15 protein-coding genes are annotated in these 20,321 nt (G+C 63.4%); 5 read left to right on the forward strand and 10 right to left on the reverse strand.

Annotated elements, in window-relative coordinates; all coding sequences use genetic code 11:
* Positions 1-79 precede the first annotated feature (79 nt).
* The 3 genes from Q8L25_RS26125 to Q8L25_RS26135 all read left to right on the forward strand — a co-directional run bounded on the left by Q8L25_RS26125 (position 80) and on the right by Q8L25_RS26135 (position 3,938).
* On the forward strand, positions 80-1,147 hold the full coding sequence (locus Q8L25_RS26125; protein ID WP_308922161.1) for an AraC family transcriptional regulator: 1,068 nt from the start codon (positions 80-82) through the stop codon (positions 1,145-1,147).
* 78 nt (positions 1,148-1,225) lie between these two features.
* On the forward strand, positions 1,226-2,008 hold the full coding sequence (locus Q8L25_RS26130; RefSeq protein ID WP_308922162.1) for a 3-hydroxybutyrate dehydrogenase: 783 nt from the start codon (positions 1,226-1,228) through the stop codon (positions 2,006-2,008).
* A gap of 274 nt (positions 2,009-2,282) precedes the next feature.
* The gene (locus Q8L25_RS26135; RefSeq protein WP_308922163.1) at positions 2,283-3,938 is read left to right on the forward strand and encodes a methyl-accepting chemotaxis protein; all 1,656 of its coding nucleotides are present in this window, start codon (positions 2,283-2,285) and stop codon (positions 3,936-3,938) included.
* Between the two features lie 24 nt (positions 3,939-3,962).
* Here the strand turns inward: Q8L25_RS26135 and Q8L25_RS26140 are convergent, their stop codons facing one another.
* The gene (locus Q8L25_RS26140; RefSeq protein WP_308922164.1) at positions 3,963-5,654 is read right to left on the reverse strand and encodes a methyl-accepting chemotaxis protein; all 1,692 of its coding nucleotides are present in this window, start codon (positions 5,652-5,654) and stop codon (positions 3,963-3,965) included.
* 114 nt (positions 5,655-5,768) lie between these two features.
* Positions 5,769-6,350: a hypothetical protein gene (locus Q8L25_RS26145; protein ID WP_308922165.1), complete on the reverse strand. Its 582-nt coding sequence runs from the start codon at positions 6,348-6,350 to the stop codon at positions 5,769-5,771.
* A gap of 210 nt (positions 6,351-6,560) precedes the next feature.
* On the opposite strand from Q8L25_RS26145, the gene Q8L25_RS26150 reads away from it, so the two are divergent.
* The gene (locus tag Q8L25_RS26150) at positions 6,561-8,642 is read left to right on the forward strand and encodes a prolyl oligopeptidase family serine peptidase (protein WP_374694204.1); all 2,082 of its coding nucleotides are present in this window, start codon (positions 6,561-6,563) and stop codon (positions 8,640-8,642) included.
* A gap of 210 nt (positions 8,643-8,852) precedes the next feature.
* Here the strand turns inward: Q8L25_RS26150 and Q8L25_RS26155 are convergent, their stop codons facing one another.
* The 8 genes from Q8L25_RS26155 to Q8L25_RS26190 form a co-directional block, all read right to left on the reverse strand.
* Complete coding sequence (locus Q8L25_RS26155; RefSeq protein WP_308922166.1) at positions 8,853-10,907, reverse strand: esterase-like activity of phytase family protein; 2,055 nt, start codon at positions 10,905-10,907, stop codon at positions 8,853-8,855.
* 74 nt (positions 10,908-10,981) lie between these two features.
* Complete coding sequence (locus Q8L25_RS26160; protein WP_308922167.1) at positions 10,982-11,932, reverse strand: AraC family transcriptional regulator; 951 nt, start codon at positions 11,930-11,932, stop codon at positions 10,982-10,984.
* A gap of 67 nt (positions 11,933-11,999) precedes the next feature.
* Positions 12,000-12,890, reverse strand: a complete 891-nt coding sequence (locus Q8L25_RS26165) for a helix-turn-helix domain-containing protein (RefSeq protein WP_374694327.1) — start codon at positions 12,888-12,890, stop codon at positions 12,000-12,002.
* Between the two features lie 54 nt (positions 12,891-12,944).
* The gene (locus Q8L25_RS26170; RefSeq protein WP_308922169.1) at positions 12,945-14,420 is read right to left on the reverse strand and encodes a mannitol dehydrogenase family protein; all 1,476 of its coding nucleotides are present in this window, start codon (positions 14,418-14,420) and stop codon (positions 12,945-12,947) included.
* Positions 14,421-14,422: 2 nt separating this feature from the next.
* On the reverse strand, positions 14,423-15,469 hold the full coding sequence (locus tag Q8L25_RS26175) for an ABC transporter ATP-binding protein (RefSeq protein WP_308922170.1): 1,047 nt from the start codon (positions 15,467-15,469) through the stop codon (positions 14,423-14,425).
* 22 nt (positions 15,470-15,491) lie between these two features.
* Positions 15,492-16,310 (reverse strand): carbohydrate ABC transporter permease, encoded by an 819-nt coding sequence (locus Q8L25_RS26180; RefSeq protein ID WP_308922171.1) that lies wholly within the window; start codon positions 16,308-16,310, stop codon positions 15,492-15,494.
* Between the two features lie 10 nt (positions 16,311-16,320).
* On the reverse strand, positions 16,321-17,181 hold the full coding sequence (locus Q8L25_RS26185; protein ID WP_308922172.1) for a sugar ABC transporter permease: 861 nt from the start codon (positions 17,179-17,181) through the stop codon (positions 16,321-16,323).
* A 97-nt stretch (positions 17,182-17,278) separates the two neighbouring features.
* Positions 17,279-18,589: a sugar ABC transporter substrate-binding protein gene (locus Q8L25_RS26190; protein WP_308922173.1), complete on the reverse strand. Its 1,311-nt coding sequence runs from the start codon at positions 18,587-18,589 to the stop codon at positions 17,279-17,281.
* Positions 18,590-18,902: 313 nt separating this feature from the next.
* Between Q8L25_RS26190 and Q8L25_RS26195 the strand changes: the two genes are divergently transcribed.
* Positions 18,903-20,207, forward strand: coding sequence for a carbohydrate porin (locus tag Q8L25_RS26195; RefSeq protein ID WP_308922174.1), 1,305 nt, complete (start codon positions 18,903-18,905; stop codon positions 20,205-20,207).
* Positions 20,208-20,321: the final 114 nt, after the last annotated feature.

The raw sequence follows: 20,321 nt of genomic DNA on the forward strand, positions 1-20,321 counted from the left end.
AGATATACTGTCTGACGGCCAGCATAGGCCGCCACCATCACGGGGTATTGGTTTTTCATGACAATCGCATTGTTCCATCATGCCAGGCACTGACACCGTCGCCGCCGCCTATGTGCAGCCGCTGCTGGAAGCGGCCGGCGCGCACGGCATCGACGGCGCCACGCTGGCCAGTGCCGCCGGGCTGCCGGAAAACGGCCTGTCGCCGCTGCCGGCCACCCTGCCCGCCGCCACCTATGTGCGCCTGCTCGACGCGGGCGCCATGCTGGCCGGCGATGCGCATTTCGGCCTGCATGTGGGCGAGCGCGTGCGCATGGGCACCTACAGCGCCTACGGCCTGGTGCTGCTCAGTTGTGCCAGCGTCGGCCAGGCGCTGGAACAGACGGCCCGCTATGAAGTGCTGGCGCACGACCTGGGCCGCTCGTCGCTGCGGCGCGACGGCGACCGCTTTCAATACCGCTGGATCAGCCATTATCCCGACGCCAGCCGGCACCTGGTCGACAGCGTGTTTGCCGGCATACGCGTCTGCGGCGACTGGCTGGCCGGCATGCCCCTGCCGCCCGGCGAGCTGGCGTTTGCCCACGATGGCGGCGGCGAGGCCCTGCTGCGCCATGCCGGCCACCGCGACGAATATGTGCGCGTGCTGGGCAGCCTGCCGCGCTTCAACGCGGACGCCAACACGGCCACCATGGACGCGCGGGTACTGGACTGGCCCGTGCCGAACGCCGACACCAGCCTGTATCCGCTGCTGCGCCAGCATGCCGAGCAGCTATTGGCGCAGCGCTGCAGTGTGGACGAGACAGGGACCGGGACCGGGACCGGCATCGAGGCGCAGGTACAACTAGCCATCGCGGCCGGCCTGCGCCAGGGCGCGGTGCGCCTGGCCGGCGTGGCCGGCGAGCTGGCGATGACGCCGCGCACCCTGCAAAGAAAACTCGGCGACGCCGGCACCAGTTTCCAGGCCCAGCTGGACCAGGTGCGCTACCGCCAGGCCTGCGATTATTTGCGCCAGCCCGAGCTGTCGCTGGTCGATATCGCCTTTTTGCTGGGCTACCAGGAGCAAAGCGCCTTCAACCACGCGTTTCGCGCCTGGGCCGGCACCAATCCGGGCGCCTGGCGCTTGCAGGCGCGGCTTGATGCGCGTGAATGATCTGCGATCCTGTTTCTGGCTATACTGGCAGCGGCAAGTTAATTTGTATCCTCCCACCTGCACCGCAAAGGATGAATAATGCAACTCAAGAACAAAGTCGCACTGATTACCGGCGCCGCCAGCGGCATCGGCAAGGAAATGGCCATCGAATACGCGAAACAGGGCGCGAAGGTCGTGATCGCCGACCTGGCGCTCGATGCCGCCAGCAAGACGGCCGATGAAATCACGCAGGCCGGCGGCGAGGCGTTCGCCGTCGCCATGGACGTGTCGAGCGAAGAACAGGTCGACAAGGGCGTGGCCGACGCCGTGGCCCATTTCGGCGGCATCGACATCCTGATCAGCAACGCCGGCATCCAGATCATCAGCCCGGTGGTCGACTATCCGTTTGACCAGTGGAAGAAAATGCTGGCGATCCATATGGACGGCGCTTTCCTGACCACCCGCGCCTGCATGCGCGCCATGATCCAGGGTGGCCGCGGCGGCGCCATCATCTACATGGGTTCGGTGCATTCACACGAAGGCTCGCCCTTCAAGAGCGCCTACGTGGCGGCCAAGCACGGCCTGGTCGGCCTGGCCAAGGTGGTGGCCAAGGAAGGCGCGAAAGACGGCATCCGCGCCAACGTGATCTGCCCCGGCTTCGTGCGCACCCCGCTGGTCGACAAGCAGATCCCGGAACAGGCTGCCCAGCTGAACATCAGCGAGGAAGACGTGATCAAGAAAGTGATGCTGAAAGACACCATCGACGGCGAGTTCACCACCACCCAGGACGTGGCGCAAACGGCAGTGTTCCTGGCGGCGTTTCCGTCGAATGCGCTGAGCGGGCAGTCGATCGTGGTCAGCCACGGCTGGCATATGCAGTAACAGCTGAAACCCACCAGCAAGCGCCGGGGTCAGTCGCTTCGCGATCGGAATACATCCCACTGGGACGTATTCCCCCGACGAGTCTGACCCCGGATTTTCTCCCGCATCCACGTAAAAGATAGCAACTTTCCAAAGCAAAAAAGAGACAAAAGCCGTTAGTTAACAACAGTTAACTTTTGCCGTACGGCAACATCGCGTTACAATTCGGGCCATTTGTCCGATCTGGCAACATTGCTTGCCATCTACGCTTTCCTCTTCTTTCCCCGAAAACGCTATGACTATACGCAATCTCCGCATAGGCGCCCGCCTCAGCCTGGGTTTTGGCCTGGTGCTGGCCCTGATGGCCCTGATGATACTGATCGGCGTGGTGCGCCTGCAGGATATCGGCAACGCCACCCACACCATGGTCGAGCGCGACCTGGTACGCGAACGCATCGCTTCCGAATGGATCGGCATTATCGAAAGCAATGGCGCACGCAGCGCCGCCGTGGTGAAAAGCAATGACCCGGCCGTGCAGGATTATTTCAAGAAGCAGATGGCCTCGTACTCGCAGCGCGCCTCGGCGATCCAGAAGCAGCTGGAAGACAGCGTGACGGGTCCGGAAGACCGCAAGGTGCTCGATGCCATGCTGGCCCAGCGCAAAGTGTTCAACGATATCCGCAACGACGTCTTCAAGATGAAGGAAGCGGGCAATGACGAGATGGCCAACGCGGCGTACGACAGCAAGATGGCGCCCGCCACGCAAGCGTATTCGGACAGCATCCGCGCCCTGGTGAAATTCGAACAGGGCGTGATCGACGGCGCCGCCGCCAGCATCGACGGCAGTTTCCGCTCGGGCCGCAGCCTGCTGCTGGCCCTGGGCGCGGCCGCGCTGCTGATGGGCGTGATCGCCGCCTGGCTGATGGCGCGCAGCGTCACCGTGCCGCTGGATCACGCGGTGGAAGCGGCCAGGGCCGTCGCCAGCGGCGACCTGAGCCGTACCATCGCCATCGACAGCAGCGACGAGATCGGCCAGCTGCAGCAGGCGCTCAAGGAAATGAACCAGAGCCTGCGCAATACGGTGCGGGAAGTGCGCACCGGCGCCGACACCATCGCCACCGCTTCGGCCGAAATCGCCAGCGGCAACCTGGATCTGTCGTCGCGCACCGAAGAGCAGGCCAGCTCGCTGGAAGAAACCGCGTCGGCCGTCGAACAGCTGTCGTCGACCGTGCACCAGACGGCCGACAACGCGCGCCAGGCCAGCACCCTGGCGCAGTCGGCGTCAAACGTGGCGCAGGACGGCGGCGCCGTGGTGCGGCAGGTGATCGCCACCATGGGCGAGATCCATGTCGCCTCCAACCGCATCGTCGACATTATCGGCGTGATCGACGGCATCGCCTTCCAGACCAATATCCTGGCGCTGAACGCGGCCGTCGAAGCGGCGCGCGCCGGCGAGCAGGGGCGCGGCTTTGCGGTGGTGGCCACCGAAGTGCGCAGCCTGGCGCAGCGCTCGGCCGCGGCGGCGAAAGAAATCAAGACCCTGATCGGCGACTCGGTCGGCAAGGTCGGCGAAGGCACGCAGCTGGTGGAACAGGCCGGCAAGACCATGGGGCAAGTGGTGGAAGGCGTGCAGCGCGTGACCGATATCGTCGCCGAAATCAGCTCGGCGGCGCAGGAACAAAGCACCGGCATCGCCGAAGTCAACCATGCGATCACGCAGATGGACCAGGTGACGCAGCAGAACGCGGCGCTGGTCGAGGAAGCGGCGGCCGCCGCCAATGCGCTGCAGGACCAGTCGGCGCGGCTGGCCGAACTGGTCAGCACCTTCAAGCTCGACGAGACCACCCAGCGCAATGTGCGGCATGCGGTGGCGCGGGCGAAGGTGGCGGTCAAGCCGGCTGCCGTGACACTGGCGCAGCGGGTCAGCAATAGTGAATGGGAAACCTTCTGAGGCACACTACAAAGGTGCTGCCGTTTACCCCGCTGCGGGATGACTGCGCGCTGCTGGCGCAATTGCCGCCCGCCTCGCCCCCGCTGGCTTTCCTGGTGCCCGCCGTGCCCTTCCTGGCCCTGTCCGAGCGGCTGTTGTAGCGCCGGCGCGCCGCTCGAGCCGGAACAGCGCCATCGCCTGTTCCAGTTGCAGCGCCTGGTCCTGCAGCGAGCTCGATGCGGCCGCCGATTCCTCCACCAGCGCCGCGTTCTGCTGCGTCACTTCATCCATTTGCGTGACGGCCTGGTTGACCTGGCCGATGCCGTGGCTTTGCTCGCGCGAGGCCGAGGCGATTTCACCCATGATGCCGTGCACGCCCTGCACCGCGCCCAGCATGTCCTGGCTGCTGGCGCCGGCCTGCGCGGCCAGCCGCGTGCCCTCCTGCACCTGCTGCAAGGAAGCAGTGATCAGCTGCTTGATCTCGGTGGCGGCGGCCGCCGAGCGCTGCGCCAGGCTGCGCACCTCGCCCGCCACCACCGCGAAGCCGCGCCCCTGGTCGCCGGCGCGCGCCGCTTCCACGGCCGCGTTCAGCGCCAGGATATTGGTCTGGAACGCGATCCCTTCGATGATGCCGGTGATGTCGCCGATCTTTTTCGACGAGGCGTTGATCTCGTCCATCATGGTGACCACCTGGCCCACGATCCCGCCGCCATGCCCGGCCAGTTCATGCACTTTGCCCGCCATCGCGCTGGCCTGTTCCGCGTTGCCGCTGTTCTGCTGCACGGTGGCGGCCAGCTGTTCCATGCTCGACGCCGTTTGCTGCAGGGCCGACGCCTGAGCTTCGGTGCGCCGCGACAGGTCCATATTGCCGGCCGCGATATCGGCGCTGGCCGCGCTGATGCGCAAAAAATTGCCGCGCACATCGCCGACGATGGAATGCAGGTTCACGCGCAGCTGGCGCAAGGAGCGCAGCAACTGCCCCATTTCGTCGCGCCGCGTGGTCTCGATTTCGCCCGTCAGGTCGCCGCCCGCCATCACGTCGCAGGCCTGGCGCGCCTGCCGCAGCGGCACGATCACGGTGCGGTGCAAGATGTTCCAGAAATACAGGGTGGACAATAGCGCCAGCACCGACAGGGCCGTCAGCCAGTGCCCCGCGCTTTCCGGAAACAGCTCGGCGTGCCAGGCCAGCTGCGCCAGCAATGCCAGGCTCAATAGTCCCAGGTTCCAGGCTATGCGCTTGGCCAGCGGCAGGTCGCGCAAGTTCAGCACTTTCGCCAGCACGCCGGTGCGCACGGCCGCGCCCTGGCTGATCGCCATGCCATCGGCGTGGCCGGCCTTGATGCGCGCGTACAAGATAGAAGCCTCTGTCACTTGCTGGCGTGACGGCTTGGTGCGCACCGACATGTAGCCGATCGCCACCCCATCCTCGACCACCGGCGTGACGTTCGCCTGCACCCAATAATAGTCACCATTCTTGCAGCGGTTCTTGACCATGCCGCTCCACGACAGGCCCGAACGGATGGTGCTCCAGAAATCGGCAAAGGCCTCGGCCGGCATGTCCGGATGGCGCAGGATGTTTTGCGGCGCGCCGATCAGTTCCTCTGCCGTATAGCCGCTGATGGCGATGAAATACGGATTCGCATAGGTGATATTGCCTTGCAAATCGGTAGTCGAGACGATGGTTTCGGTGTCGCTGAGGGTGATTTCGGTGTCGGTAACGGGAAGATTCAAGCGCATGGTTGCATCCTCGAAAGGGGCCTGTCCCCATGGAGGACAGGCGCAATACAAGCCCCAGGCATGCCGGGGCGACGCATTTATTCTAGTATCTTCTTGTTAAGTACCAGAAATTAATTATTTGCGCGGCACATAGCGCCAGGCGCCGTTCTCGAAGGCATAGCTGAACTCGGCCTTGATATCGCCGCTCTGGCTTGGCGTGCTCAGGACGGTGTCGCACGCCAGGTGGCCCGTCTTGCGTTGGACTTCGCAATTGGCCAGCGATTTGATCTGCATGGTGGTGGCCGCTTCCTGCATCTGCTTGTCCTTGGCCGCTTCCGGGTCCCTGGCCATTTCCTCCCTGGCCCAGGCGCGCAGCAGCGCCATGGCTTCGGCCGTCGACGGGCCGGGAAATTGCGCGTCCTTGCGCTCGACGCCCACCCACACGCCGGCGTCCTGGCGCAGCGGCAGCACCATGAAGCCATCACGCATGCCGGCGCTCATGCCGACCAGGCAGACGGTTTCCTCTTTCACTTCCGGCGACGGCAGGCAGCCCGACAGGCTGGTGACCTTGACGGCGATCGGCATGCTGGACCTGGTTTTCGCCACGCCCGCATCGACGGCGGCCTGGATCTGCTCCTGGGTCGGCGTGGTGGCGGCATGGACAGCGCCGGCGGAAAACACAGTGGCAAAGGTAAGGGCAAAAATCGTCAAACGCATGGCGGCATACTCATATGAAAAAAGAAACGTAGTCTAACAGCTACCCCATGTACCCCTGTTTCGATTGGCAACAGTTTCCAACAACCAAGAGGCTGAGGGCCCTCGGCCACCGGCGGTCAACTCCGGCGGCAAGCGCCGCTTTGTTGCTATCATGTCGGGCTGCCGGCGGTACTGCCGGCCAGATCGATCTTGAACATAACGGGAGTTTGAATGAGTTTACGTCTGCTGCTCTTGGGAGCATTCAGTTCCGCCATGGCCACCACCGCCGCCATCCCGGCGCTGGCCGCGCCGCGCGGTTTTACCGTCGAAGACATGGTTGCCATGGAACGTGTCGGCAGCCCGGCGCTGTCGCCGGACGCCACGCGCGTGGTGTATACCGTGCGCAGCACCAACCTCGACAAAAACCGCGGCAACACGCAGCTGTGGATGATCGACCTGCGCGCGCCGGACAGCGCGCCGCGCCAGCTCACGCGTGGCGAGGCCAGCGCCAGCGATCCGCAATGGTCGCCCAAGGGCGATGCCATCTATTTCCTGTCCGGACGCTCGGGCTCGTCGCAAGTGTGGCAGTTGCCCCTGAACGGCGGCGAAGCGTCGAAAGTCACCGACCTCGCGCTGGACGTCGACACCTACCGCCTGTCGCCGCAGGGCGACCGCCTGGCCTTCAGCATGGGCGTGTATCTCGATTGCGCCGACATCGCCTGCAGCAGGAAGCGCCTGGACGACAAGGCAAAGAACAAGGCCACCGGCATGGTCTACGACCAGCTGTTCGTGCGCCACTGGGACACCTGGGCCGATGGCCGCCGCAATGTGCTGTACTCGGCGCCGATCGACGCGGCCGGCAAGGTCAGCGCCACGCCCGTCAGCCTGAGCGGCACGCTCGATGGCGACGCGCCGTCGAAACCGTTCGGCGACAACGGCGAATACCATTTCAGCCCGGACGGCAAGACGGTGGCCTTCTCGGTGCGCGTGGCCGGCCGCACGGAATCGTGGTCGACCAACTTCGACGTCTACACGATTCCCGCCATCGGCGGCGAAGCGCCGCGCAACCTGACTTCCGACAACCCGGCCTGGGATGCCAAGGCGACGTACTCACCGGACGGCCGCACGCTGGCGTACGTGGCGATGACCAAGCCCGGTTTCGAGGCGGACCGCTTCCACCTGGTGCTGATGGATGTCGCCACCGGCAAGAAGCGCACCGTGGCCGACGACTGGGACCGCTCGGTGGCCGATTTCCGCTGGACGCCGGACGGCAAGGCCTTCCTGGTCTCGGCCGATGACGTGGGCCAGCACCGCCTGTTCCATATCGACGCCGCCAACGGCAAGGTGTCGGCCCTGACCGGCAAGGGCGCGGTCGGCGAGTTCGACGTGCGCGGCAATACCATCGTGCTGACGCAGGCCAACCTGGCCTCGGGCGCGCAGCTGTACCAGCGTAAACTCGACGCGAAGTCCGAATCGGCACCGATGGTGCAGCTGACGAAGCAGAATGCGGCCGCGCTGGCCGACGTGCGTTTCGGCGAATACGAGCAGTTTTCGTTTGCCGGCGCGAATGGCGAAACCGTCTACGGCCACGTGATGAAGCCGTGGAACGCCAAGGCCGGCGAAAAATATCCGATCGCCTTCCTCGTGCACGGCGGTCCGCAAGGCAGCTTCGGCAACAGCTGGAGCTACCGCTGGAATCCGCAAGTGTATGCGGGCGCCGGCTACGCCACCGTCTTCATCGACTTCCACGGTTCGACCGGCTACGGCCAGAAGTTCACCGATTCCATCAGCGGCGACTGGGGCGGCAAGCCACTGGTCGACCTGCAAAAAGGCCTGGAAGCGGCCACGCAGAAGTTCGCCTGGCTGGACCGCGAACGCAGCTGCGCGCTGGGTGCGTCGTATGGCGGCTACATGATGAACTGGATCGCCGGTAACTGGCCGGACGGCTTCAAGTGCCTGGTCAACCACGACGGCGTGTTCGACAACCGCGCCATGTACTACTCGACCGAAGAACTGTGGTTCAACGAGTGGGAAAACGGCGGCACCTACTATGACGCGGCGGCCAGGCACGAGCAGTTCAACCCGGTCAACTACGTGAAGAACTGGAAAACACCGATGCTGGTGGTCCAGGGCGACCTGGACTTCCGCATCCCGACCACCCAGGGCCTGGGCACCTTCACCGCGCTGCAGCGCCAGAACGTGCCGAGCAAGCTGCTGGTGTTCCCGGACGAGAATCACTGGGTACTGAAACCGGCGAACTCGCTGCTGTGGCATCACACCGTGCTGGATTGGTTGAATACCTATACCAAATAACACCTGACCAAACCTACTGCGCGTTGCGCTTTGCGGCCGGCGATGCTCACCGGCTCGGCGCCCCCGTACTAAAGTACGGCTGCGCTTCTCGGCCACAAATCACTGCCGCTCGCTACGGTTTTGTCAGGTGTCGAGGCATTGTGGTTTTCAGAAAAAATTAAAAAGCCGCGCATTCATGCTGCGCGGCTTTTTTTCGCCTGTCAAACTGCATCAATATGTATTGAGCGCCTTGGCAAACTTCACGATCCATAACCGGGCTGGCCGTTCGCGGTCTTCGCCGCGCGCCACGCGGATGGTGTTGGCGGCGTTGCAGCCCACGGCGGTGCTGGTGACGATCACGCCATTCGCGTCCACCACGCATTTGGTCACATCGGCGCCCGCCACTTCCACGCCGGCCGCGTCAAACACCTTGGTCTTCATGCCGAAGTCGTTGTCGTTGGCCAGCGCGATGGTCGAACCGTCGACCAGGGTCAGGCCTTCGGCTTTTTCCGCCGCCCAGCCGATCGCGTTCAGGTCGAGCAGCAGGGTCTTCTTCATCGGCTTGACCTGCGCCCAGTCGGCGCCATTGACAGCCATACCGGCCATGCTGCTCTTTTCCAGGTCCGAGCTGGTGGCGTTGTAGGCGGCGGCCGAGATATCGGTGGCCGCGTTCAGGTCGACCAGCATCAGTTTGTTGAACACCTTGCCCGAGGGCGCGGCGCCCTGCTCGATCACGAGGAACTTGCCGCCGCCCAGCGCCACCACGTCGCCCAGCTTGGCGTTGCCGGTGCGTCCGTCCTGGTAGTTGGCCGCATCGAGCGGATAGGCGAAACTCCTGCCGCTGGTCCCAAGCGTCGGGTCGAATTCGATCCAGCGCGTGAAGCGCGCATAGCGCTCGATCAGTTCGGCTTTTTTGGTCACCGCATAGGTGGCGCTGCCGTCCGTCAGTGGGCTTTGCAAAAAGGCGTACAGCTTGTCGTTGGACGTGTCGAGCGTCATGCCTTCCATGCCGCGGTTGGCGCGGCGCTTGGAGAACAGCGCAGGCAGGCCCTTGCCCGGCTCATACTTGGCCTGGATCACGCCCGTGGCCGCATCGAGCTTGATGATGAAGGGGCCGTATTCATCGGAGACCCACAGCGCGTTGCGCTTCTTGTCGACCACGATGGCTTCCGAATCGAGGCCGCCCGCATTGAAGACGGCCTTGCCGCTGGCGTCATACTTCATCACGTCCATCACGGGAATTTCGGCCGAATTGCCGACCGCGCCCACCGGCACCGGCAAGCCGGAAGTATTCACCGTGGCGCTCACCTTGATCGGCGTGGAGGATGCCAGCACGGCGCCGTTCTTGCCCACGGTGATCACGCCGAACGCGGGCGCAAAGCTGGGCGACGGGAAGATCTTGCTGCCGATGGTGGCGCCCTTGACGTTCGGGTCCGGCACCAGCGGGCCGTCGCCGTTCGGGCCGCGGTCGGTCAGGCCATAGAATTCCAGGTCGCCATTGGCCGCCGTGCCCTTGAAGGCCAGGCCGGAGCCGTACGATGGCAAAAAGCCGCCCGGGAACTCGCTTTTCACCTTTGCGTTGCTGCCCTCGTACGGCACGTAGAAACTGTTGGCGGCCTGGATCTGGTAGCGCGTGACGGTGACCTTCACTTCGCCCAGCGGGGTGGTTTGCGTCAGCGCCTCGTTGAGGGGCGTGCCCACTTTCGACGCCAGCGTGTCTTCAAAATGCTCGCGCACCAGGGCACGGCGCTCGGTATCGACCGTGCGCGCGGCGAATGTGGCGCCCAGGGTGGCCAGTTGCGCGGACAGCGCCGTATTGAAGGCGGCGGGGGCGGCGGCAAAGTCCAGCGTCTTGCCGGCCAGCGCCGTCCTGACTTCGCTGGTGATCCTGATGCCGTTCGACGGGTCGCTGTCGTCGTCCAGCAGTTGCAGCGCCAGCAGGCGGTTGACGACCTTGTCGTCGGCCACGCTGGTGCTGGCCGCCAGCGTCAGCGGCGTGACGACGGGGTTGCACAGCGTAGAACCCAGCACCACGCCGCCGGCGCTGAAGGTGACGGTGTCGCCCGCGTTGCAAACGAATTCGCCCTTGGCATTGGTGCTGGCCTTGGCGGCGCTGCCGGCCACATACTCCAGGCCTTCGACGGCGCCGTCGAGGAACACCCCGGTCATGGCAACCGGCTTGGCGGCTTCGTCATGACTGTCGCTGCCGCCGCAGGCGGCCAGGCACAGGCCGGCGGCAAGCGCCAGCAGGCTCAGTTTCGGGAGGGTGTTCAGGGGGTGGTTCATCGGCTTCCTCGGGGTGGGTTGGATCAGAACCGGGAAGCCTACCGTGTCGAAATGACAAGCGTATGACAGCATTGTCAAGAAAGATGCGCCGATGCGACAGATTGATCGGGCGGACCGCCGATACCGCCAAAACGGCCATCGGCCTGGCGCCGGAACTCCTTCGGCGTGACGCCCTTGACCTGCAAAAAGCGGCGGTTAAAATTGGCCACGTTCTGGAAACCCACGTCATAGCAGACGTTGGACACATACTGGTCGGTGTCCATCAGCAGCTGGCAGGCCTTGTTGATGCGCAGCCGGCTGATAAAGTCGGTGAAGCTGTTGCCGGTCGCCTTGCGAAAAAAGCGCGAGAATTTACTGAGCGACATGCCCACCTGCTCGGCCAGCATTTCCGCCGAAATCGGCTCGCGGTAGTTTTCCGTGATGTAGTTGAGCACCGCATTGACCTTGGCCAGGGTGGCGTCGTCGTCGTAGGAACGCAGCGAGGCGGTTGACAGCAGCCGATAATTGGCGGTGCGCGCCAGCGCCACCATCAGCTGCACGAAGTGGCCGAAGCGCTCGGCGCCGTGGGTGGCGCGGATGCAGGCCAGGTGCCGCTCGGCCTCGGTGCCCATGTCGAAGAATTCCACGCCATAGCTGGAGCGTTCCAGCAGCGGCAGCAGTTCGCGCAGCTCGGGGATCACGCGCGCGGCGCCGGCCAGCGGCGCATGCGAAAACTGCACGATCATGTCGCGCAGCGGCACCCCGCCTTCGGGCACCACGGTCGAGATCCAGTTGTGCGGCAGGCGCGGCCCTGTCAGCACCAGGTGGCCGGGCGAGAATTCGCCGATATAGTCGCCCACGAACAGGCGCCCGCTGGTGGCGACGATCAGGTGCAGCTCGTATTCTTCATGGCAGTGCCAGCGCACGCGCGAGCTGGGATAGCCGTGTTCCAGGTAGTTGATGATGCCGTCGTAGCTTTCGCGCTCCAGCTCGGGCGGCTTGCGCTCGATCTCGCGCTGCGCGTCCTTCAGCCATGTCTGTTCCATGCTCGTCTCGTTTTTGTATGGTCAGCTGCCAGTGCATGCAATGTACCGCAAAACGGTGGCAAAGTCGCTACCCCTGTTCACCGAAGCGGCCCAGCGCCTGCTGGCGGAATTCCTTCGGCGTCATGCCTTTCAGTTCCAGGAAGCGGCGGTTGAAATTGGCCACGTTGTTGAAGCCGGCCTCGTAGCAGATATTGCTGACGTAATGCTCGGTCTCCATCAGCAGCTGGCAGGCTTTGTTGATGCGCAGGCGGTTGACGAAATCGGTAAAGCTGTTGCCGGTGGCGCTGCGAAAGAAGCGCGAAAAAGTCCGCTCCGGCATGTCCACCTGTTCGGCCAGCTGCTTGAGCGAAAACTGGCTGCTGTAGTTGTGGACGATGAAGTTGATGGCCGAACTGATGCGCGCCAGCGCCGCATCGTCGTCGCTCGACTGCATCGGAACGGTCGACAGCAGCTGGTAGTCGCTGGTCTGCGCCAGTTCACCCAGCAGTGTCAGGAACTCGATCAGGCGCGGCAGGCCGCTGCTGTCGCGGATGCGCTGGAAGCGCCGCAGCGACAGCTCGCTGACGTTGAAGAACTCGACGCCGTGCAAGGCCCGCTGCAGCAGCGGGAAGATGCCCTTCAGCTCGGGGATCACCGCGGCCATGGCGGCCAGCGGCGGATGGGCGAACTGGATCACCATGTCGCGTAAGCGAAGCCCTTCGGGCGGCGTGTCGAGCGAGACCCAGTTGTGCGGCACGCGCGGTCCCGTCAGCACCAAGTGGCCAGGCGTGAACTGGCCGATATAGTCGCCGACGAAGACCTTGCCCGAGCTTTCCACGATCAGGTGCAGCTCGTACTCGTCGTGGTAATGCCAGCGCACCAGCGAGTTCGGAAAGCCGTGCTCCAGGTAACGGATAAAGCCATAACTGCCCTTGGGCTCGAAGCCCGGCGTGGCATCGCGCTGCTGCTCGTGCTCCATCTGCGGCAGCGGATACTCGGCCTTTTTAGGCGTGGCGCGCACCTTGCGGCTGCCTCAGGCGACGGCCTGGTCGAGCGCCAGGCGCGCGCCGAGGTCGTACAGGCTGGCCAGCGACAGCCTGACCGCCTGGGTAAACGCCGGCGTGTCGGACAGGTCGCCGAACAGCTCGCGCATCGACAGCAGCGCGGTGGCGTCCGCGCCGCCATGCAGGGCCAGCTCGCGCAGGCGCACCGCATGGGGGTCGTTGAGCGGCATCTCGACGCCGTCTTCGTCATGGCCCTCCAGGTAGCGGAACCAGCAAGCCACCGTGAACGCCAGCAGCTTGATCTCGCTGCCCTGCGCCAGCGCTTCGCGCACGGAAGGCAGCACGAATTTCGGGATGCGCGCCGAGCCTTCGGTGCCGATGCGCGCCAGCTGGTCGCGCACGGCGGGATTCGAAAAGCGTTCGATCAGGGTGTCCTTGTAGCTGGCCAGGTCGATGCCTTCCACTTCTTCCAGCAGCGGCGTGACTTCGACGTCCATCATGCGCCGCACCAGCTGGCGGATGCCGGCGTCCGCCATCGCTTCATGCGCGTAGGTGTAGCCGAGCAGCATGCCGATATAGCACAGCGCCTGGTGGCTGGCGTTCAGCAGGCGCAGCTTCATTTTTTCATACGGCAGCACGTCGTGCGTCATCTGCGCGCCGACCAGTTCCCAGGCCGGACGGCCGTGCGGAAATTCGTCCTCGATCACCCACTGGCGGAATGGTTCGCACACCACCGGCCAGGCATCGATAATGCCGAACGAGTCCGTCACCAGCGCGCGGTGCTCGTCGGTGGTGGCCGGCGTGATGCGGTCGACCATGCTGTTCGGGAACGCGCAGCCGGCCTCGATCCAGCTGGCCAGTTCGCCGTCGACCAGGCGCGCAAACGCCAGCAGCATGCCGCGCGTGACGTCGCCATTGTTTTGCAGGTTATCGCAGGACATGATGGTAAACGGCGCCAGGCCGCGCGCGCGGCGCAGGGCCAATGCGGCCAGCAGGTAGCCGAACGAGCAGCGCGGCGCTTGGGGGTGGGCCAATTCGTAAACGATGTCCGGGTGGCCGGCGTCGAATTCGCCCGTGCCCTGGTTGACGTAGTAGCCGCCTTCGGTAATCGTCAGCGAGACGATGCGGGTGGCGGGGTCGGCCAGCTTTTCCAGCACCGCCTGCGGGTCCGCCGGCGCGTACAGATACTCGCCGATGCAGCCGATCACGCGCGCCGTGTCGCCCTGCGCGCTGCGCTCGACCACCGTGTACAGGCAGTCCTGCGACTGCATGGCGTCGCGCATGGCGGCGTCGTGCGCCAGCAAGCCCACGCCGCAATAGCCCCACTGCTCATGGCCCGGCAGGGCCAGCAGGTCATCGAGGTAGACGGCCTGGTGGGCGCGGTAAAAGCCGCCCACGCCGATATGCACGATGCTGGGGGTGAGCGTGCCGCGCGCGTAGGCCGGCACCTGGATGGCTGCCGGCAGCTGGGCCAGCGTCTCTTGTTTCAATGCGATGGCATTCATGGTCAAGCTCCCTTCGCGCCGGCATAGGTCTTGCCGTCGCGGTCAAAATAATGGACAAATCCCGGTTCAAACGTCAGCTGCGTCTGCTGGCCCGGATGCAGGCTGCTGCGCTCGGCGCCGCGCGACACCACCTGCACGTTGTTGGCCAGGCGTACATAGGTCAGGGTTTCCACGCCCAGCGACTCGACCAGCTCGACGGTGACGGGCACGCTGCCCGGCTGGGCCGCGCCCAGGTGCACGTGCTCGGGGCGGATGCCGACAAAGCCGTCGGCCTTGGCCGCGCTGCCCGCCTGCGCCAGCAATTGCGGCGCGGCGTCGGCCGGCACCACGTTCATGCTCGGCGTGCCGATGAACTGGGCCACGAAGCGGTTCGCAGGCCGGTCGTACAGCTCCAGGGGCGAGCCATGCTGTTCGATCTGGCCGTCGCGCAGCACCACCACCCGGTCGGCCAGGGTCATCGCCTCGACCTGGTCGTGCGTGACATAGATGGTGGTGGCGCCCAGTTCGCGGTGCAGCTTGGCGATCTCGATGCGGGTCTGCACGCGCAGCGCCGCGTCGAGGTTCGACAGCGGTTCGTCGAACAGGAACACTTTCGGATCGCGCACGATGGCGCGGCCGATCGCCACGCGCTGGCGCTGGCCGCCGGACAGCTCTTTCGGCGTGCGTTCCAGGTAGCGGCCCAGGTCGAGGATGGCGGCCGCCTTGTCGACTTTTTCGCGGATGATCTTCGGATCGACGCCGGCCAGTTTCAGCGCGAACGACATGTTCTGGAACACCGTCATGTGCGGGTACAGCGCATACGACTGGAACACCATCGCCAGGTCGCGCTTCGACGATGGCAGGCCCGTGATGTCGCGCCCGTCGAGCGACAGCTTGCCGCCGTCGATCGGTTCCAGGCCGGCGATCAGGCGCAGCAGGGTCGACTTGCCACAGCCCGACGGGCCGACAAACACGACGAACTCGCCCTGCTTGATTTCCAGGTCGATGCCCTTGATGGCGCGGTGCTCGCCGAAGAATTTTTCGATATTGCTCAGTTGAAGATAAGCCATGATATGTGTCTCTATTCTGTAGTTATTTGACTGCGCCGAAGGTCATGCCTTGTACTAACTGTTTCTGGCAGAACCAGCCGAGGGCCATGATGGGCGCGATCGCCATCAGGGACGCGGCCGACAATTTGGCCCAGAACAGGCCTTCGGGGCTGGAATACGAGGCGATCAGCCAGGCCAGGGTGCCGGCGTTCGAGGCGCCCAGGTTCAGCGACCAGAATGATTCGTTCCACGACCACACCATGCACACCAGCGCGGTCGAGGCGATGCCACCCACCGACAGCGGCAACACCACGTGGCGGAACTCGTCCCAGACGGTGGCGCCGTCCATGCGCGACGCTTCCAGGATTTCGCGCGGCAGTTCCTTCATGCTGGTGTACAGCAGCCAGATCATGATGGGCAGGTTCATCAGCATGAACATGATGGTGAGACCGACGCGGGTATCGAGCAGGCCGAAGTACTGGTAGCAGATATAGATCGGCATCAGCGCGCCCACGCCGGGCATGTAGCGCGAGCTGAGCATGAACTTCAGCAGGCCGATGGTGCCGCCGGTCGGGAAAAACGCCATCGAGTAGGCGGCGGGAATCGCGATCAGCAGGCCGATGGCGGTCGAGACCACGCTGGTAAACAGCGAGTTCCAGGCGTAGCCAAAGTAATTGTCGCGCGCCAGCACTTCGCGGAAGCTGTCCAGCGTGGGCCCGAAGAACAGCAGCGGCGGCGTGGAAATGGCCTGCCCTTCCGTCTTGAAGGCCATCAGTCCCAGCCAGAAGATGGGAAAGAACAGCAGCAGCGCGAACAGCCAGGCGGCCACCGTGCGGCCATACAAAGCAAATTTATTGTGCATGGTGGTCTCCTTATTTCGACAAGTTCTTGCCGATGACGCGCATCAGGAAGAAGGCGGCAATGTTAGCGATCAGCACGGCGAACAGCGCGCCGGCGGAAGCCGCTCCGATGTCGTAGGACAGCAGCGCTTGCTGGTAGATCATGAAGGTGATGGTGGTCGTGTCGAAGCCCGGCCCGCCGCCCGTGGTGGTAAAGATTTCGGCAAACACCGACAACAGGAAAATCATTTCGATCATCAGCACCACCGACACCGCGCGTCCCAGATGCGGGATGTACAGGTAGCGCAGCTGCTGCAGGTAGTTGGCGCCGTCCATGCGCGCCGCTTCCAGCTGTTCGCGGTCCATCGATTGCAGCGCCGTCATGAAGATCAGGCAGGCAAACGGCAGCCATTGCCACGACACCATCATGATGATCGACACCAGCGGATGGGCCGACAGCCAGTCGACCGGCGCGGCGCCGAAGAAGATGCTGATCTGCGCGAACAGGCCGTAGATCGGGTTGAGCAGCATGTTCTTCCACATCAGGGCATTGACCGCCGGCATTACCAGGAACGGCGAAATCAGCAGCACGCGCACGATGGCGCGGCCCGGGAACGCTTCATTGATCAGCAGCCCCAGCGCGGCGCCCAGCAGCACCGTGATCAGCATCACGGAAAACAGCAGGGTAAACGTATTCTGCAATGCCGGCAGGAAGGCGGCATCGGTAAAGAAGAAGTGGAAATTGTCCAGGCCATGGAAAGGATGGCCGCTCGGATCGAGCATGGAATAACGCACGAAGGCGTAATACAGCGTGATCAGCAGAGGAATGACGGAAATGACGGAGACGGCAACGACTGCCGGCGTCAGCAAGGTCCGGGGGATAATGCGTTTCATAGGAGTTCTCTTGGGGCGTGGGAGGTGATAGCACCGGCTTGCGCCAGAGCTATCACCTCGCCTGTTTTACAAAGCAAACTACAAGACCAGGACGGTCTTATTTGTAGTAGCCGCCCTTGCGCATCTCACGCTCGGCTGTCTGCTGCGACAGTTCCAGCGCCTGGTCCACCGTGACCTTGCCCAGCAGGGCGGCAGCCATCTGCTGGCCGGCTGCCACGCCGATCACCTGGAATTCGGGGATCGAGGCGAACTGCACGCCCACGTAAGGCGATGGCAGCAAGGTGCTTTGCACGTTGCGGGTCGTGGTCAGGGCCTTGCCTTCGGCGGCGGCAAATTTCGCCACTTTCTGGAACTCCGGATTGGCATAGGTCGATTTGCGCGTGCCGGTCGGCACGTTGGCCCAGCTGGTTTCCTTGGCGACCAGCTTGACATAGTCAGGCGAAGTGGCCCAGTTGATGAAGCGCTGCGCTTCATTCACATGCTTGGTGCTTGCCGGAATTGCCAGCGACCAGATCCACAGCCAGTTGGCGCCGCGTTCGGTGGTGCCGACCGGCGACTGGGCAAACGCCACCTTGTCGGCGACCTTGCTCTGTTTCGGGTCGGTAATGAACGACGCGGCGATGGTGGCGTCGATCCAGATGCCGCACTTGCCCTGGTTGAACAGCGCCAGGTTTTCATTGAAGCTGTTGGCGGCGGCGCCCGGCGGACCGTATTTTTTCATCAGGTCGACATACATGGTGACCGCGTCTTTCCATGGCTTGCTGGTAAATTGCGGCTTCCATTTCATGTCGAACAGCTGGCCGCCGAACGAATTGGCCATGGTGGTGATCAGGGCCATGTTGTCGCCCCAGCCCGGTTTGCCGCGCAGGCAGATGCCATACACGCCGTTGGCCGGATCGTGGATCTTGGCGGCCACGTCGCGCAACTGGTTCCAGCTTGGACGGTCTTCGATCGTCATGCCGGCTTTTTTCACCAGGTCGCTGCGGTACATGATCATCGAGCTTTCGCCGTAGAACGGCGACGCGTACAGCTTGCCGTCGCCGGACAGGCCTTCGCGGATCGATGGCAGCAGGTCGTCGATGTCGTATTTGGCGTCAGGCTTGATCGGGATCAGCCAGTTTTTCTTGCCCCAGATCGGCGTTTCATACAGGCCGATGGTCATCACGTCGAACTGGCCGCCCTTGGTGGCGATATCGGTCGTCATGCGCTGGCGCAGGATGCCCTCTTCCAGGGTCACCCATTTCAGTTTGATATCGGGATTGGCCTGCTCGAAGAACTTGCTGAGCTTTTGCATTTCGATCATGTGACCGTTGTTGACGGTAGCGATGACGAGGTCGGTGGCGGCAGCGGCGGACGTGCTGATGGCGAAGGCGCCGGCGCACAGCGCGGCAATGGCGATACGTTTCATGTTTGTCTCCAGTGTTTTTTGTCGTTGGTCATGCCAGGAAATCGACTGCATTGGCACCACGACCACAATGTATCACCGTACTTTGATACTTTCTGATACTCCGAAACCGCAATTCAATACTCTTTTGCAGCTTGTCAATGCGCGAGAGTATCGACATTTTCAAAAAACAACACTTTGAAAGAAAGTATCAACACTTGTAGCTTTTGTATCAGGGTCGCAAAAAAAGCGCTGCTAGACTTTGTTTGCGGCATGAGACCGCGCAACGTACCGGGGACACCCCTGTCGCGTTCAACATAGTGACCTTGGAGACAGCATGAATCGCACTGCAATGAAATCCCTGCCGGCCGCCCTGACCCTCGCCCTGCTGGCCATCGCCAGCGGCTCGGCCATGGCGGACCCGATGTACCCAACCGATTCCGAAGGCTTCCACGGCTACCTGCGCGCTGGCGCCGGCAGCAACACCTCCAGTGACGGCGGCTCACAAGGCTGCTTCGGCCTGGGTGGCAACACCATGAAATATCGTCTGGGCAATGAGTGCGACGCCTATACCGAATTCGGCTACACCAAAGCCATCGCCAAATCCGGCGACGTGACCTACATGGCCACCGTCTGGGTCAACGCCTACGCACCAAACTCCGATTTCGGCGACAACAAGGTCGGCATCGTCAAAGCCTACGTCGAAGCACAGGGACTCGATTTCCTGAACGGCGGCACGGCCTGGGTCGGTAAACGTTTCTACTACCGTCCTGACATCCACATGCTGGATCTGCAGTACATCAACATGAACGGTACCGGCGCCGGCCTGGACCGCATTCCTGCCGGCCCGGGCAAGTTCTCGTACGCCTTCTTCAAGGACAACGACATTGCCCAGTTCGATGATGCCCAGGGTTCGAAGAGCGGCACGCCAGGTGTCTACCTTGGCAACCGTTCGGCCGTGCGCCAGAACTTCATCTACGGTGAAATTCCGGTCAACACCAACGGCACCCTGGACCTGGCCGCGACCTACATCATCGGCGAAGGCAAGGACAACGATTTCTTCGGCAAGAAAAACAACGGCTGGCAGCTGTCGGCATTCCACCGTCAAGGCAAGGTCTACGGCGGTGGCAACACCTTCGGCGTGCAGTATGGCGTCGGTCCTGGTACCGGCAACGGCGCCCAGTTCGGCGCATCGGGCAGCACCTCGCTGGGTTCGGACGTCAAGCGTACCCGCGTGTTCAATGACATGGCGATCCAGCCGATGGAAAACTTCGGCATGGAACTGGTCGCCCTGTGGCAAAAAGACGAGTCGAAAGCTGCCGGCTCCTCGACCTGGACCTCGGTTGGCGTGCGCCCTGTCTACGCTTTCACCAACAACCTCAAGCTGATTGGCGAACTGGGCACGGACCGCGTGACGCAATCGGGCGGCCCGACCAAGCGCCTGACCAAGATCACCATCGCACCGGCGATTTCGGCAGGTCCTGGCCTGTGGTCGCGTCCTGAACTGCGCGCCTTTGTCAGCTATGGCAAATGGAACGATGCGGCCACCGCGTCGGTCAACGCGTCGAACAACGGCGGCCCGATCTACAACAACAACACCAGCGGCACCTCGTATGGCTTCCAGGTTGAAGCCTGGTTCTAAAACATACGATCAAACCTACTGCGCGTCGTAAGTCGTGGTCTGCGATGCTCACTGTACCTTCGTACAGTTGCGCTTCTCGACCACAACTTACTTCCGCTCGCTACGGTTTTATCG

Origin of the sequence: Janthinobacterium sp. J1-1 (assembly GCF_030944405.1) — a bacterium.
In the GTDB taxonomy this organism is placed as follows: domain Bacteria; phylum Pseudomonadota; class Gammaproteobacteria; order Burkholderiales; family Burkholderiaceae_D; genus Janthinobacterium.

What these genes read in the sequence shown, in the direction of transcription:
- Q8L25_RS26125 (WP_308922161.1), top strand. Translation starts at nt 80, where the DNA reads ATGCCAGGCACTGACACCGTCGCCGCCGCCTATGTGCAGCCGCTGCTG.
- Q8L25_RS26150 (WP_374694204.1), top strand. Translation starts at nt 6,561, where the DNA reads ATGAGTTTACGTCTGCTGCTCTTGGGAGCATTCAGTTCCGCCATGGCC.
- Q8L25_RS26175 (WP_308922170.1), bottom strand. Translation starts at nt 15,469, where the DNA reads ATGGCTTATCTTCAACTGAGCAATATCGAAAAATTCTTCGGCGAGCAC.
- Q8L25_RS26135 (WP_308922163.1), top strand. Translation starts at nt 2,283, where the DNA reads ATGACTATACGCAATCTCCGCATAGGCGCCCGCCTCAGCCTGGGTTTT.
- Q8L25_RS26190 (WP_308922173.1), bottom strand. Translation starts at nt 18,589, where the DNA reads ATGAAACGTATCGCCATTGCCGCGCTGTGCGCCGGCGCCTTCGCCATC.
- Q8L25_RS26165 (WP_374694327.1), bottom strand. Translation starts at nt 12,890, where the DNA reads ATGGAGCACGAGCAGCAGCGCGATGCCACGCCGGGCTTCGAGCCCAAG.
- Q8L25_RS26140 (WP_308922164.1), bottom strand. Translation starts at nt 5,654, where the DNA reads ATGCGCTTGAATCTTCCCGTTACCGACACCGAAATCACCCTCAGCGAC.
- Q8L25_RS26180 (WP_308922171.1), bottom strand. Translation starts at nt 16,310, where the DNA reads ATGCACAATAAATTTGCTTTGTATGGCCGCACGGTGGCCGCCTGGCTG.
- Q8L25_RS26170 (WP_308922169.1), bottom strand. Translation starts at nt 14,420, where the DNA reads ATGAATGCCATCGCATTGAAACAAGAGACGCTGGCCCAGCTGCCGGCA.
- Q8L25_RS26195 (WP_308922174.1), top strand. Translation starts at nt 18,903, where the DNA reads ATGAATCGCACTGCAATGAAATCCCTGCCGGCCGCCCTGACCCTCGCC.
- Q8L25_RS26155 (WP_308922166.1), bottom strand. Translation starts at nt 10,907, where the DNA reads ATGAACCACCCCCTGAACACCCTCCCGAAACTGAGCCTGCTGGCGCTT.
- Q8L25_RS26160 (WP_308922167.1), bottom strand. Translation starts at nt 11,932, where the DNA reads ATGGAACAGACATGGCTGAAGGACGCGCAGCGCGAGATCGAGCGCAAG.
- Q8L25_RS26145 (WP_308922165.1), bottom strand. Translation starts at nt 6,350, where the DNA reads ATGCGTTTGACGATTTTTGCCCTTACCTTTGCCACTGTGTTTTCCGCC.
- Q8L25_RS26130 (WP_308922162.1), top strand. Translation starts at nt 1,226, where the DNA reads ATGCAACTCAAGAACAAAGTCGCACTGATTACCGGCGCCGCCAGCGGC.
- Q8L25_RS26185 (WP_308922172.1), bottom strand. Translation starts at nt 17,181, where the DNA reads ATGAAACGCATTATCCCCCGGACCTTGCTGACGCCGGCAGTCGTTGCC.